This window comes from Anaerosporobacter mobilis DSM 15930 (assembly GCF_900142955.1).
GTDB classification, from domain to species: Bacteria; Bacillota; Clostridia; order Lachnospirales; family Lachnospiraceae; genus Anaerosporobacter; species Anaerosporobacter mobilis.
In genome coordinates this window covers 153,955-169,872 of the sequence record NZ_FRCP01000012.1, presented here as the reverse complement: position 1 = coordinate 169,872, position 15,918 = coordinate 153,955, and the positions used below count along the sequence as shown (strand labels likewise).

The 15,918-nt window shown below is 34.3% G+C and carries 11 protein-coding genes; 1 reads left to right on the top strand and 10 read right to left on the bottom strand.

The window, feature by feature from the left end; all coding sequences use genetic code 11:
* Positions 1–324 precede the first annotated feature (324 nt).
* Positions 325–4,536: an endo-1,4-beta-xylanase gene (locus BUB90_RS12375; RefSeq protein WP_073288148.1), complete on the bottom strand. Its 4,212-nt coding sequence runs from the start codon at positions 4,534–4,536 to the stop codon at positions 325–327.
* A gap of 457 nt (positions 4,537–4,993) precedes the next feature.
* On the opposite strand from BUB90_RS12375, the gene upp reads away from it, so the two are divergent.
* Positions 4,994–5,623, top strand: coding sequence for a uracil phosphoribosyltransferase (gene upp / locus BUB90_RS12370; RefSeq protein WP_073288147.1), 630 nt, complete (start codon positions 4,994–4,996; stop codon positions 5,621–5,623).
* Between the two features lie 72 nt (positions 5,624–5,695).
* On the opposite strand, the gene BUB90_RS12365 is transcribed toward upp, so the two are convergent.
* From BUB90_RS12365 to BUB90_RS12325, 9 genes are all read right to left on the bottom strand, one after another.
* Positions 5,696–6,196, bottom strand: coding sequence for a DUF2085 domain-containing protein (locus BUB90_RS12365; protein WP_084139231.1), 501 nt, complete (start codon positions 6,194–6,196; stop codon positions 5,696–5,698).
* Between the two features lie 31 nt (positions 6,197–6,227).
* Positions 6,228–6,440, bottom strand: coding sequence for a hypothetical protein (locus BUB90_RS12360; RefSeq protein ID WP_084139230.1), 213 nt, complete (start codon positions 6,438–6,440; stop codon positions 6,228–6,230).
* A 142-nt stretch (positions 6,441–6,582) separates the two neighbouring features.
* Positions 6,583–6,816 carry a hypothetical protein gene (locus BUB90_RS12355; RefSeq protein ID WP_073288143.1) on the bottom strand — a complete coding sequence of 78 codons (234 nt, stop codon included), beginning with the start codon at positions 6,814–6,816 and terminating at the stop codon, positions 6,583–6,585.
* A gap of 90 nt (positions 6,817–6,906) precedes the next feature.
* On the bottom strand, positions 6,907–8,472 hold the full coding sequence (locus BUB90_RS24235) for an oligopeptide/dipeptide ABC transporter ATP-binding protein (RefSeq protein WP_073288141.1): 1,566 nt from the start codon (positions 8,470–8,472) through the stop codon (positions 6,907–6,909).
* Positions 8,462–9,454 carry an ABC transporter ATP-binding protein gene (locus tag BUB90_RS12345; protein WP_073288139.1) on the bottom strand — a complete coding sequence of 331 codons (993 nt, stop codon included), beginning with the start codon at positions 9,452–9,454 and terminating at the stop codon, positions 8,462–8,464. Before BUB90_RS12345 ends, BUB90_RS24235 begins: the two co-directional genes overlap by 11 nt.
* Positions 9,455–9,466: 12 nt before the next feature.
* Complete coding sequence (locus BUB90_RS12340; RefSeq protein ID WP_073288136.1) at positions 9,467–11,281, bottom strand: ABC transporter permease subunit; 1,815 nt, start codon at positions 11,279–11,281, stop codon at positions 9,467–9,469.
* An 11-nt stretch (positions 11,282–11,292) separates the two neighbouring features.
* On the bottom strand, positions 11,293–12,276 hold the full coding sequence (locus BUB90_RS12335) for an ABC transporter permease (protein WP_073288134.1): 984 nt from the start codon (positions 12,274–12,276) through the stop codon (positions 11,293–11,295).
* A gap of 235 nt (positions 12,277–12,511) precedes the next feature.
* Positions 12,512–14,431 carry an ABC transporter substrate-binding protein gene (locus tag BUB90_RS12330; RefSeq protein WP_073288132.1) on the bottom strand — a complete coding sequence of 640 codons (1,920 nt, stop codon included), beginning with the start codon at positions 14,429–14,431 and terminating at the stop codon, positions 12,512–12,514.
* Between the two features lie 815 nt (positions 14,432–15,246).
* Positions 15,247–15,798 (bottom strand): Crp/Fnr family transcriptional regulator, encoded by a 552-nt coding sequence (locus BUB90_RS12325; protein ID WP_073288130.1) that lies wholly within the window; start codon positions 15,796–15,798, stop codon positions 15,247–15,249.
* Between the last annotated feature and the right edge of the window lie 120 nt (positions 15,799–15,918).

Genomic DNA, 15,918 nt, shown 5'->3' with positions numbered 1-15,918 from the left:
TTCATATTTCATCCATACTATTATCATATATGTCGGTTATAATAAACATATCAAAGGGAAGTCAGACAATATTACAGTTTGTATATGATTTCATTGATAAATTGAAAGTTTTTGTTTTATTAAAATGTTTTTTCATAAACCCAGATAGTTTTACTTCCCCTTTCTATCTGGACTCCTCTTTTTATAAATGATAAAAGCTGGCATATGCCAGCTTTTATTGTTGGTTATGAATACGTTTATGTACACAAAGAGAGACTGTTGCAAAATATATTTTGAATATCTATAATAATTTTGCAACAGTCTCTTTTTAATTTTTGTTAACTATTATTTAACTTGAATTGTTATTTTATATATTTTAGAAGTATTGTTACTTGATTTAATAGTTACTGTAATAATAGTATTTCCTTTTTTCTTACCATTAACTTTACCAGCTTTATCGACTGTAGCTACAGATTTATTACTTGATTTATAGGTAATAACAGCACCATACACAGCTTTGTTAATCTCCTTATCGAATTGCTCAAGAGAATTAACCTTCATAAGTGTATCTGGTAATTTAATGATTATATCTTTCTTTTTTCCTTTAGATACCGTGATTTTCTTTGTCACCGAAACTTGAGTAAGAACTGAAGTCTTTTCCGACTTTGCTGCGGCTTTGGGTAGTAATACATACTCTGCACCAGTTATAATATTAAGCGATACATAACCGGCTTCATCAACAATGTATTTACTATTTGGTACACATTGAAGTTTCTTTGTTTCAGCATTATAGATGTATAAGTATGCTTTATCACCAGCTTTGTACGTACTACCTACATCTACTTTAACAGATGCCCCCATAGGAAGTTTTCCTACTTGCTTAAAATTAAGAAGTACTCCATCATTATATCCGTAGGTTGCACTTGAATTAATGACAATACCTAAATCAATTTTTGTATCTTTCATATTTTCATTATAGTTTTTCACTTTAAAATTCCATGCGTACTGAACTTTCTCATTCGCATCTACAAATTCATATATTACCTCCTGTTTCTTAGCAAGAAGTGATTTTAGCTCTGAAACAGTTGCATAAGCATTGTTTGTACCTGAAGTTTTGTAAATAGTTCTATAAGAATCCATTGTTACTATAACTTTTGGAGCTGTTGTATCTGGTGTCGTCGTACTTGGATTTTCTGAAGTCTGTGTATTATTTGAACTTCCTCCATTATTTGAATTTCCACCAGTATTAGTAGAAATCCATTTTGCATAAAGAACAGTTGCTCCACCTACTCTATCATTCATTAAATCCCAAGCATTCACACAAGTTGCTTCCTTATACCAACCACCAAATGTGTAACCTTCTGCAGTTGGCTCTAATGGCATAGAAACTAGGTTTTCCTCTGCAATAACTTGACTAATAGGAGCATCGCCTCTTCCGTTTACATTGAATGTCACCTTATGTTCTGTTCCTATCGGAACTCTCTTAATCCTCAAATTATCAACATATATATCTGATTTACCATCTGTTTCAACATACATCTTTAATCCAGTTATGCCTTTTGGTAATTTAACAACCGTTCTTATTGTTGTATACTCGCCTGATTTAGCAGTTGATTTTGCATAATTTGGCCATCCATCGATATCAGCAGTTAATTTGATTATTTTGTCCTCTGTCTTTACATCAAGAGATATCTCAACTTCCATTCCAATATAAGCTGATACATCAAATACAGCACCATAATAATTTTCTGTTCGATTTGTCAAGACAGCCGCATGATTATTCGCGCCGTCTTCGACTCTAGTAATTGTACCAGCTCCTCCCCAACGAGTTGTGAATTGTAAATCTTCACTCTCAACATCATTTACAAATTCACCAATTTCGAAGAAGATATCATCTACATAATAGTCTGCTGTTCCATTTGTCTCTATATACATATTAGCTGATGTTTCATTAACTCCTATTTGATATGTTCCAGAAATCTCTGTCCATTCACCTGGTACCGTATCTACTTCAGCAATCTGTATCGGATTATCGCCATCAAGACCTAATCTAATTTTACTATCCTCGGTTTTTACATATGCTTTCACATTAACCAGTTTTCCAATATATCTATTTACGTCAAATTTCATAGTTGCATCTTGTGCGTCTCTAGTAACTAAGAATGAATGCCCCTTAGTACCACGATATACAGTATCCACTACAGAGACAACTGGCATATGACCAACACCTCTTGCACTAGCGATACTCTCCTCTTCTTCAAAACCTTCTTCCGTACCAACCAATTTAACTCGAACATTATCTATATAGATGTCATTCGTATCGCCAGTTTCAAAATATAGTTGTAAGGCATTTAAATTAGATGGCACTTTATATGTACCTTTTATCTGAGTCCATTCTCCATTCGAAGTATCTACGCTAGCTATATTAGGCCATGTCCCATTAATATCAGCAGATACCTTAACTGTGTCAGCTGCACTCTTAACCCAAGCACTTACCGAAATAGTTTGACAGGCAAATCTAGATACATCAAAGGAAGCACCATTCCAACTTTGTGCTCTATCACTAACTAATAATGCTGCCTCTCCATTAAATACAACATCCTTTTGTATCGTCAAGGAACTTGATCCACGTGGTGTAAATCCTTCTGTTTCTACTGTGGTATCAACATCATCAAAAGTTACATACATATCAGTAAAATCAGGTTCAACATAAGCAGGTTCAGGTAATTCTTGACCTGTTTTTGCATAGACAATAGCATCAAAAGCTAACTTCTTAGATAAATTAGCATTGAATAGCAACGGAAAGGACTCTTTTTTCCATGAGTTATCATCTGTTAAGCCCCAGATGGTAACACTCGTCAAATTAGCACCTTTATCAACTTCATTAATCAATGCATTAAATAAATTTTTATAAAATACCGCCTGGTAATAATCAGCATTAACACCTGTAGATGTTCGGATTACATCTAGTTCAGTAATATGTACCTCATCTACTACCTCGTCAAACTTACGAAGAGCTTCACAAAATAGATTAATGTCGGTATTATCACTTAAATGTGCTTGCATTCCAATACCATCAATTAAACCATCCCCAATAATGCTATGTCCATTAAACTCTCTTTGAAGAGCTCCTATAATTGCGTCCCTTTTTTCTGGTTGATACTCATTATAGTCATTATAAAACAGTTCAGGTTGAATCTTTTCTAATGCTTCTGCATTATTAGAATCAATACCATATAATGTAGCATATTCATTAGAATATTTAACCACTGCATCTTTCGTGTACTTAAATGCATAATACATAAAATCAGGACCTATTGTTTTATACCAATAACTATCTCTCATATTATATTCATTCGTACCAACTTCAATTGCTTCATTCACTACATCCCATGCAAAAATAGTTTCCGCATATCCATTTTCATACATATACTTCATAACATTGTAGATATAGCTTTCCAAACGTTGTAACATAACATCGCGACTAACTAAGTAGTTTTCATCAATTACAGAATTTTTGTCATCTGTATAAACTGGTGTATAGTCTTTACAGAATATTTCATCAGGGCATTGGCTGTGCCATACTAAAACATGTCCCCGTACAAGCATATTATTTTCTTTTGCCCAGTCTAACATTTCTTTTGCTGAGGTATCAATTACAAAAGGTAAATTCGTGTCAGTAGCTTCTTCATTACCATAGCCCATATTATAATCAGGCTTTAATTCATTACCAAAAGTAATACTCTCAAATTGTCTCTTAATTAATTCCTCTTTATTAGGATTACCGATTTCACTTAACGGATTCGATCCTCCCCAATGGCTAAGTGCTTCACATGCTACACCCATCTTAAACTTATCTTGATATAGCTCTTTTAATATTTCGTAGTTTGAAGTATCAACATAACCATCTGAGTTACCGTCATCAGGATTTACATAATCGCCTTCAACTACAATTGCAATATCATCAATTATATAGCTAAAATCCTTTGTAGTTTCAAAATATAGAGTATAACTTTCACACCCTGCAGGGATATCGTAAACTCCAGATAATGTTGTAAAGTCAGGTCCTACTACATCAACTGTTGCAACTTGTTTATAATCATCTTGTCCCGATTTCGTAGTCTTTAATGTTGCACTGAAGGCATTGCTATCCTCAGTAGATGCTTCATATGTAGAAACCATAGCTTTAAGTGAAATCGTATTCCCTGCAAACTTTGCCAAATCATAAGAATATCCAAAATAATTCTCTGTACGTTTCGTTACTTTTAGTGCTTTCGATCCGTTAAATCCATCAACTGTAATCTCAAGCGTTGGATTCCCCATCTGTATTCCTTTTAGTGAATTAGTATCTGCCAATTCATCAAAATTTTCTAAAATGGATACCTTATCAGTTACCTCACTAACCCCGTCTTCTAATTCCCCAGTTTCCTCTTCTAATATATTCACTTCTGTCGCTTGAATCTTTACCTGCTTCGCATTAACCAAACTAGCCAATACCAACGTAACTACCATAAGTAGGGATATTCCCCTTTTCACATAGCAATTCCTTTTACTCATCTTACCCTCTCCTTTACTTTAATAATTCTCTTAGCCTAAAACAAATGCCCTAAAAAGTATAAGTCACATTAAATACCTTCTAGTACTTTTACTATAGCGAATTACAACTATGAAAGCTTGCCAAATATTGTTATTCTATTGTCTGTAATTGCTATTTTTGTTAATTATATACATTATGAAGCAGTTATATTTATATCTTTCGTTTATATTACCAGTACTTTTCAATATTGCATTATATTATTTACAATTTATTGCATTATACAGCAATATTCACATTTTAAATTAGTATTTTCCCATATATGATACTTGTTATTTCTCTTTCTACAACTTCAAATACATATTTCTTTGCACTAATTGAAAAACACCTTTAATATCTAGTTCAAGAGTGTTATAATTAATAGACCGTAGGTTTAATAATATAATAGTGTATGATTAACACATTTATTGGAGGTATAAAATGTCTAAAGTTATCGTTATGGATCATCCATTGATTCAACACAAAATTGGAATCATGAGAGTTAAAACAACTTCAACAAAAGAGTTTCGTGATTTAGTTTCTGAAGTTGCAATGCTTATCTGCTATGAGGCTACAAGAGATCTTGCCTTAGCAGATCTTGAAATTGAAACTCCGTTAGTTAAGACAACTGTAAAAGAAATCGCTGGTAAGAAATTATGTATCGTTCCTATTTTACGTGCGGGTCTTCATATGGCTGATGGTATTCTTAACCTTATTCCAAATGCTAAAGTGGGCCATATCGGTCTTTATCGTGATGAAGAAACATTAGAACCTGTTGAATATTTCTGCAAATTACCTACAGATGCAGCTGACCGTGAAATCTTCGTTGTAGATCCTATGCTTGCAACAGGTGGTTCTGCCATCTCTGCTATTAAACAATTAAAAGCAAGAGGTATTACTAAAATTCACTTCTTATGCTTAATTGCAGCCCCTGAAGGCGTAAAACACTTGCAAGAAGCACATCCAGATGTAGATATCTTTGTTGGTGCTCTTGATGAAAGATTAGATGAAAATGGCTATATCCTTCCAGGCTTAGGTGATGCTGGCGACCGTATCTACGGTACAAAATAATTCACAAAAAAAGTACAGGCTCCGTTTTGGAACTTGTACTTTTTTTTCTTATATAATACCTATCCACTACTTTTAGTCTTTTCCTCTTCTACTCTTCTTTCCGATATAACTTCCAATCCTATTATAGATAGTAAGATAAAAATGCATTAATCCAAGACCTCCAAGAAACCCAGTGATTACTCTCCTCTTATTCGTAGATTCTTTCACATGTACCGCTTGTATGGTCCAATCAATAAGCATTGTAAGACAACCGAAGAAGGCAATTATATGGGATTGTCTTCCCCTCTTTGGAAGATAAGCAAATGAATGATTCTTACAACTAATTACTAGATACCATATAATTGATATTAGATATGCAAGCAACAAACCTGTACATCTAGCACACACAGGAAATTGCTTTCCATGAAAGAAAAAACTTCTATCATATCTTTGATGACAGCCTGTTTTTTCACCAATCTTCATGAATCGAATCCATCTCTGGTCATCGGTTGTTTTATGTTTCATACACATCTTTGATTCTTCCTGTGCCTCTTTATCTAAGTCATGATTTTCTTGCCCCGTCTGTGCATTCATAATTCTAATACCCTCTTATCTCCCCGTGCTATTAAACACGAAACTTTCTACCGCAACTTTGACAGATCCAAAAAGCTCTTCTTGTTGTCTTACCTTCTCCCATGCCACATAACCCGCATAAGAAACCAATCGGTCCTAATATAAGATAGCCGCATATTCCGGAACAAACACCATACCCTTTTTGTCTTGTTTCTGATTCCTCAATAATGTGACAGCTTTCACTTCCACATGATGGACATCTCATCTTCTTTCTCCCCCTCCGCATTCTTTTAATACTTCTCTTATAGTCAATATATTCATACTAAAGCTAATCTTGTCAGTATACATCATATTTCTTCAAACTCTTAGTAACGAATACTCCCTACTAAACAGTCGATGGTTATTGTCTATATAAATCTCATAAAGAAGAACCATATTACAAAACCAAATAGCGCACATACAAATAATATTGCAGGTACAAATGTGATAAATCCCGCAACCCACATAGCGAAAAGATCTTTCCATTCTAATCTTTCCTTCTCTTCTGGGATTTCGCCCCTCTTTTCTCTCTCTTCTTCACGTTTTTCAAAACGCTCAGTTTGTTGATCTAATATTTTTGTTGCTTTTCTACTAAATAACATAATACCTCCATATATGAAAAAAAGACTGTTGCCGGATTATTTGCAACAGTCTTTCTATTACACATAAAACCCAAGTAAATAATTTGTATTCTACTTAGATTCTACAACATTTCTCTTATGATGACAAGCAACAAAATGTCCTGGTGTCACCTCTTCGAATTCAGGTACCACTTTTTTGCAAATATCCGTACAATACTGACAACGAGTATGGAACTTACAACCTGTAGGTGGTTTAATTGGGCTAGGGATATCTCCTTCAATCAGGATTGTCTCTTTCTTATCATCAACATCTGTTGTTGGGATTGCTGATAACAAAGCCTCTGTATATGGGTGCATTGGAGCAGCAAATAGATCTGTCGTAGTTGCTAACTCAACCATATTACCAAGGTACATAACACCGATACGATCACTGATATACTTGATAACACTTAAGTCATGGGAAATGAATAAATACGTTAAGTTTTCTTTTTCCTTCAAATCAAGTAATAGATTGATAATCTGTGATTGAATGGATACGTCTAGAGCGGATACTGCTTCATCGCATACAACAAACTTTGGTTTTAGTGCAAGAGATCTTGCAATGCCAATACGTTGTCTTTGTCCTCCTGAGAATTGATGAGGATAACGGTGAACCATGTATGGAGCAAGTCCACAGTCTTCCATAACTTGCATGATATAATCTTGCATCTTGTCTTTATTCTTATGGAATACTTTATGGGCATTCAAACCTTCACCAATGATCTGTCCAACTGACATTCGAGGATTTAAGGATGAATACGGATCTTGGAAGATTAATTGAAGGTCTTTACGTAGACGACGAATCTCTTCTTCTGTTAATCTTGCCAAATCTACACCTTCATCAAGATAGGTTTCGTATTTATCAAATTCAGCATTACCTGCATAATCCTTCTTCATTGCATCAATTTCTTGTTTTGCTGCATTGAAGATCTCTTGTTTTGTTTCTACATCTTTTTTCGCCGCATCAACTTTGGCTTTATTCTTAGCAAGTGCCGCATCTATCTCTGACTTAGAAACTTTCTTCTCTTCTTTCTCTGCTTTAATAGCTTCAAATTCACTCTCTAACTTACGTAGTTCTTCTTTTGCGATACATAATGCTACATTGGCATGGTATTCCTTTAAGAATGTAGCTGATACTTTTCCCAAGTCCTTACTGATATAAAATCCACCAATCACCTGCGCGATATCAAGAAAAGCATCGTTTGCAATCTTCTTCGCTTCTTTTAATTTCCCATGCATCGTATATTTTTCTTCATCTGTTTTCAAATTGTCATATTCTTTTTGAAGAAGTTCTACTTTTGCTTGATGAGCTTCTAACGCTTTCATCTTAGCAGGGAGATTTTTTAGTGTCTCTTCCATATAACGAGGAGCTATTTCATCAAGTGGACGACCATAGTACATGGTACGTCCATCGGTTTGCTTGTATAATTGTAATAAGGAACGTCCAAATGTAGACTTACCACAACCACTCTCTCCTACAAGACCAAAGGTTTCTCCTTCATAAATATCAAGAGAAATCCCATCATTGGCTTTCACATATAATTGTTCCTTTTGGAACATTGAGGTTTTCTTGACCTCGAAGTATTGTTTTAGGTTAGAGATGCGAAGTAAAACTTTTTTATCTTTCTTATTTTCCATCTTTTCTCATCTCCTTATCTGGATAAAAACACCTAATTTGATGATTTTCCTCTATTTTAACTAATGCTGGTTCTTCTTCTCTACACTTGTCAGTTGCATATTTACATCTAGGTGCAAATTTACAACCCTTTGGTAAATCAAGTGGATGAGGAACCGCTCCCGGAATTGCTTCAAGACGAACACCTGTTGGGGTATCTAGTCTTGGGATAGATTCCATTAGTCCTTCTGTATAAGGATGAGAATATTTTTGCTTTGTAAAGATCTTTCTTGCAGGTGCCATCTCTACAACTTGACCACAGTACATAACTGCAACGTCATCTGCCATCTCATTAATTACACCAAGGTCATGAGTGATGAATAGAATTGATGTTCCTTTTTCTTTCTTAAGCTCATTCATAAGCTTAAGTATTTGTGCTTGAATCGTAACATCAAGAGCTGTTGTAGGTTCATCTGCAATTAGTAACTTTGGTTGACAGGCAAGTGCTATTGCGATCATAACACGTTGTCTCATACCACCAGATAATTGATGTGGATACTGTTTTGCTACTGATTCCGGATTAGGAATCTTAACAGCTGCTAACATCTCTACAACTTTCTTTCTTGCTTCTTTCTTTTTCATTCCTTGATGAATTATGAAAGGTTCACTTAATTGTCTCTCGATTGTGAAAACAGGATTCAAACTTGTCATAGGTTCTTGGAAGATAACAGAGATATCATTTCCACGAATCTTATACATCTCTTTCTTCGTACAATCCTGAATATTCTTACCATCGAAGATAATTTCGCCGCTATCTACGCGACCATTGTTATCAAGTAGACGAAGAATACTCATGGCAGATACACTTTTACCACTACCACTTTCTCCAACGACACCTAATGTTTTACCGGCGTCAACAGAATAAGAAACGCCGTTTACAGCTTTAACGGTTCCTTTTTTTGTATCAAAGAACGTGTGAAGATCTTTTATCTCTAATAAAGCCATTTCTTATCCCTCCTATCTCTCATTTGCTTTCGGATCGACTGCATCACGTAGCCCATCACCGATTAAGTTAATACTAATTGTAGCTAGTCCTAAGGCTATGGAAGGGAATACCCATCTCCACCAGTATTGAAGAATTACCGTGGAAGACTGAGCACCATTCAGCATGTTACCCCACGTTGGTCTTGGTTCACGAACACCAAATCCTAAGAAGGATAACCCAGACTCTGTTAACATGGCACTAGCAAATCCTAATGTTGCACTAACGATGATTACAGATACAACGTTAGGAATAATATGTCTAAAGATGATACTTTTTTGTTTAACACCAACTGCACGAGCTGCTGTAACGAATTCTTTATTACGTTCTGCAAGTACTTGTGCACGTACAAGTCTGGCATCTCCTGGCCAAGATAGAAGACCTAAGATAACCATGATTAGGGCAATACGTTGCGTTTCACTAATCCTATTACCGATTATCGCGGATAATGTCATGGCAAATGGTAAGAATGGTAGTGCATATACAATTTCTGCAATACGCATTAAAATCATGTCGATTTTACCACCGAAGTAGCCAGATACACCACCTACTATGATACCTATTGTAATTGAGATAATTATTGCGATGGCACCTATTGACATGGTCATACGCCCACCATGCATGATACGGGATAATACATCACGTCCGTAATTGTCTGTACCTAAGATATATCCCTTTAATCCCCAAGTAATTGCATTTCCCTTTTCTGTAATTGCATAGTTTTGATAATATCCAGTATATACTGCTGAGATGTTTGCTTTATTCACCTTAGAAGGTACCTTTGCTTGACCAAAAGCCTCTTGTCCCCAAGATACAATATCACCATTTGCTAACGTAGCAGTATAATGGAATCTACCACCTTGGATTGCTACTACACCTTCAAGTGTTTCGCCATCATGAATGTTCTTGGATTTATTCCCCCACACATAAACTTTACCATCTTCTGTAACGGCTGCTCCTGTTTGAGCTGTTAATGCGATATCCACTGCCTTACCCATTCCTTCTGGAATTCTTGAGAAAGCTAATTCATTAGCAGTTAAGCTAACTACTTGACCATCTTTTGTTAAACCAAGAACACCTTGAGAATTGATTGCGATTTTGTCGATTTGGCCTTGGTAATCACCAATCTTGAAATCCATGATACCTGTATTTCCCCAGAAATACACCATACCATCTTCTGTTACTACCGCTGAACATTGGTAACCAGAATAGATTCTTTTAATGTTGGTTACTTGTTTTAGATTGTCTGGAATTGCACATTGCTTATTACGAGAATTACCCCAAGCAAACAATTCACCTTTGTCATTCATCGCTAGCACATGGTCCGCTCCAGCTGCTATCTGCACAACGTTTCCCATATTATCAGGAATATTCTTAACATCAATAACCGATGTAATCTTAGATTTTCCCCAAACGAATACTTCACCATCGTTCGATAACCCTACGCTGAAGGTAGCACCAATAGAAATTTCTTTGATATTCCCTTGTAACTTCTTAGGAACTTTCATCATATTAAATCCTGGAGAAACATTTTGTTGTGTTTGTTCTTGGTAAGACAAATCAATCTTGTTAACTGCTGGATAGATAAGTACACCAAGGAAAATAAATATAAACATAAATAAAGAAGTCATAGCTACTTTATTAGCCACGAAATTCTTAATAATGGTTCGAATTGGACTTTGTAACTGCTCTTCTTCTAAGAAAGAGAGCTGTTTATTACGATTTCCAAACAATAAGCCTAATAAGCTTACATGTGATCTCTTAGACTTTTTATTGTTTTCTTTACTCATCTCTCTTCCTCCTAATCAAGCTTTACTCTAGGGTCAACCATACAATATGCAATATCCATCAATAGATTACCTAATAAAGCAATTATAACGTAAAACATCTGCATAGCTAGTACAACCATGAAATCCTGTTGCATTAAACCATCATATAATACCTTACCAATACCTGGCCATAAGAATATAGTTTCTATAATAACAGAACCAGAGAATACGCTTACAATCCAACCTGTAACAATCGTTACAATTGGAAGTAAGGCGTTACGGAAAGCATGAGAATAGATAACTACTCTTTCTCGAACCCCTTTCGATCTCGCCGTTCTGATGTAGTCCATACTTAGTGATTCAATCATTGCAGCTCTTACATATCTAGTAATAGATCCAATAGAGCCTAATACGATAACTAAAACTGGTAATGCCATATGCCATAACATATCAAAAAACTTCTGGATAGCCGTTCCAGAAAATCCAACCGAATTAACACCACTAACCGGGAAGATGGGAGTTTTTACCGCCAAAAAACAAATCAGTACCAACGATATAATAATCGTCGGCAAACTATACCCGACGACCGAGAAAACCTGAATAACATTATCAAATGTACTCCGCTTCTTGACGGCACACATAATACCTAATGGTATTGTTATTACAAATACTACTATAATCGCTAATACATTCAGCTGTATTGTATTACGTAACGGTTCCGCTACTACATCAATTACATCTTTACGGTAATTTGAAGAATAACCAAAATCACCTTGTAACATATTCGTAATCCATACAACATATTGTACGGGAATTGGTTTATCAAGACCTAATCTTTCTCTTGCTTGTTGGTATTGCATCTCGTATACTTCTGGTTTCATACTAGCTTTAGAACCTTCTAATAGAAGTCTTGCTGGATCCCCAGGTACCATCTTATAAATTCCAAACATTAAGATAGACATTATAAAGAATACAAATACCATATACATTAAACGTTTTACTATGTATTTTGCCATCTTATCCACACCTGCTTTCTTGCTTTTTATGTAGACATCACCTAATATGACTACAAAAACTTCCAGACACTTTCACACTTATTTACTATTATTAATTATGTATAATCCAAACCTATTCTTAAGATATGTTTTATTATCAAGGAAATAGGGCATTATTAGAATGCCCTATTTCCAGATACCTTAGTTTTAAACTTATTAACTCTAAAACTAATACTATGTTAAATCTAAGAATCAATTATTCAGTAACTGACATATAGATTAATGATAATCCAATACTGAATGTGTCATCACCAACATATCCTTGTACTTTTGGATTGAAGAAGGTATGATATTCATCTGAGTAAAGAGGAATATTTGGCATTTGTTCATTGATTTCTTTTACGATAGCTTCCCATTTGTCAAGATATCCTTCTTTATCAGTTGGATCTGTCTTAGTAAGATCATAACCCATATTCATAATCTTATCATCCATCCAGAAGTTTGTATTATAATTTCCTAAGAAGTTCTTAGCTGTGTTGTAGTTATACTCAAATTGTGGAATTGGAGTGAAACCAGTTCCTAAGTTATACATATTGAATTGAGGTTCATCAATTCCTTCACGGTAATAGTTGTTAAGTAGTGTAGGGAAGTCAACTACAGTTGTAGTTAATTTCATACCAGCTTTTTCCACTTCCCCTGGTAGCATCGTTGCAAGTAATTGTGCAACTGAGTTATCAGATGAAGCCCATTGAATTTCACAAGCCATTAATTTTCCATCAACTTCTTTGTAACGTAATGTATCTGTACCATCTACATAAGCGTCACCTTTTTCGTTAAGGTTCCAGCCATCTGCATCAAGAACTTCTTTTGCTTTATCAATGCTGTATGAATAAGGATTTAATTCCGCATCAACACTATCTTTTCTTTCTTGGTACATCCATTGTCCAAGACCATATTCTGAATTAACTAATGATCCGAAACCACCTGTATATTGTGAACAGAAGGTTGTTCTATCTAAACAATAAGTGATTGCTTGACGTACTGATTTGAACTGCGTTGGACCAAAATCTGTATGGAATGCTAATAAACCATAACCATTTCTTAAGTAAGTTGCGTAATCCGCTTTACCTTGATCTACTAAATCAAGACCAGCATTGATTTTATCTCCACCAGAGATACCAGCAAGTAAATCTACATTGCCAGCTGCTAGCTCATCAAGTTGAGTAGCTTCTTCTGTATATTTCATAATAACTTTTGCAATGGAAGGTTTCTTTCCTTCATAGTTACCTTTGAACTTATCATTTACTTCAAGAGCTACTTCTTGATTTGTTGCATCATAGCTTACGAATTTGTATGGTCCACAAGTAACTGTAGGTTTATATCTCTCGGCTGTCATAGGTTCTTTGATAATTTCTGCAGAATAGTTATCTGATAAATAACAACCATTTCCATCATCTTTGATTGTTACACCAGGAGCATATACTGAGAAAGGAATTGGTGTCACTGCTGAAGCATAAGCCTCAAAGTAAGTAGGAATATAGTCAGCTTTAATAGTGATAGTGAATGTATAATCATCAATCAAATGAATTCCGGAGAACTCTTTTGTATCTCCCGTATTATATGTATCAAAACCAACTAATGTATTTCCAGCTGTATTTGATCCTTCAATTTCACCGAATTCAGGTGAAGCATATATCATTAGGTAACCAACATAATCATTAGCAGTAAGTGCTGAACCATCAGACCATACTAGATCTTTGTTTAATGTAAATTTAAATGTTTTAGAACCATCTTCATTCAAAGTAGTTTCTGGATCAGATGTAAGTACAGTTGGATTATATACATATTCAGCTGCACTACTAAGTTCTGCTGTACCATAAAAACCTGGATATGTTCCAATTAATTCTTTGATAATGTAATCGGCACCATTATTTCCCCAGCCTTCGATAAAACTACCATTGAATTCTGTAACATCACCAAGGATAATTTGTCCTGAAGGTTCTGTATTGGTTACTTCTGTTGTTGATTCATCTGTTGTAGTAGAATCATCTGTTGAAGTACCATCAGTTTCTTCCGTTTTTGTTTCATTCTTTTTTTCGTTCTTTTTAGAGCATCCAGCTATCATAGTAACTGTAAGTGTTAACGCTAGTAATAACGCTAAGCCTTTTTTCTTCATAAATCTTCCTCCTTAATTATTTTATTTATTAAACAACACAAGCATAAAACACAACAATAGAAATAACCCCGCAAGTAAACCTATTGTAGATGCATGACCCTAATTCTCAGCAAGTCATTTTCTGCATATATATAATATACTGTGTGAATAATTACGATTCAACTTGTACTGTGCCTAATTATGATGGTAATATAGCGTTCTTTTATCTCGTCTCAGCTTTACAACTTTAAAGTATTAACCAAAAAAAATATAAAGAGACAAAAGGGGTATTCCGGAATCCCAGAACACCCTTGTTCAATATAGATACAGATTCTACCATCTTTGTAATTGTTTGTCAACTATGTTTTATTCGGTTTTTTTTGTTAAAATTAATTTATTTTTTCTAATTTTGCATATTTATTATATAATTCGCAGCATTTATGTAGCTATTTTATAGCTAATTAATCTTAATTCAAAAAACTTAATTGCAATATATACGAAGTTATCAGCTAAACTTATATTTTTTTCAAAAGACAACCTGTATATAGTTTTATATATTCATTACATTTTTAAATTATACATACTATCTAATAATATTGCAACCAAAATATTCAAGTTTTCCATGTTTTTCTTTATATTACTTTTAAACTCCAATGTATATTCACATTTTTATCCATTATTTACATTTATATTCATATTTTACTTTTGCACGTTATCACAATACCTCTTTATTTGATTAGCGTATTGATTAACGCATTATAATAGGAAGAAACTAACCCAAACTAATAGTCAAAAAATGCTATCATAAGAAAGTTAAAGGTATAACTTCAACTTCCCTATGATAGCATTCTCTGATTCAAAGAATCTAACATTTCACTAAATTCTTTTAATACTGTTAATGGATAATCACGATTTCCTTTAACAATTTCTTTAAACGTCTCAATGTCCAATGATGACACCATTATATAGATATCATTTGTTCTGCAACTGTAAATATATGCCGGGTCAACAGATAACAATTTATCCATGGCTAGGTTTACTCGATTCATAAGTGTTCTTATTAACATAAATGCTATGTCAGGTTCTTCTCGAAGTATTACACGATATTTTCGATTTTCAAATTCTAATACAACTGTATTATCACTGCCCGCAACTACACTTGCATTTCTTTTTTTTCCTTCGATAAGAGAAGATTCTCCAAAAACTGTTCCTTCCAAAATATTCGCAACATGCTTATCAGCCTGATCTTGTCCAACTTTTTTGTATATGTCAGCTTTTCCTTTCAGTAATAAATACACATACTTTCCAGTTTCATCCTCACGGCATATAACTTCTTTCTTTTTATAAACACGTAACTGCCCATTTTTCTTTAAAACTTCAATATTCAATTTGTTTTTCTCCTCTAACTAAGTACCTACAACCTTACAACTACTCTTTATAATAGCATAATTCCTCATGAATTAAAAGTAATTCATAGGAAATTAGTTGTATAAATATTTTCTTTTTTC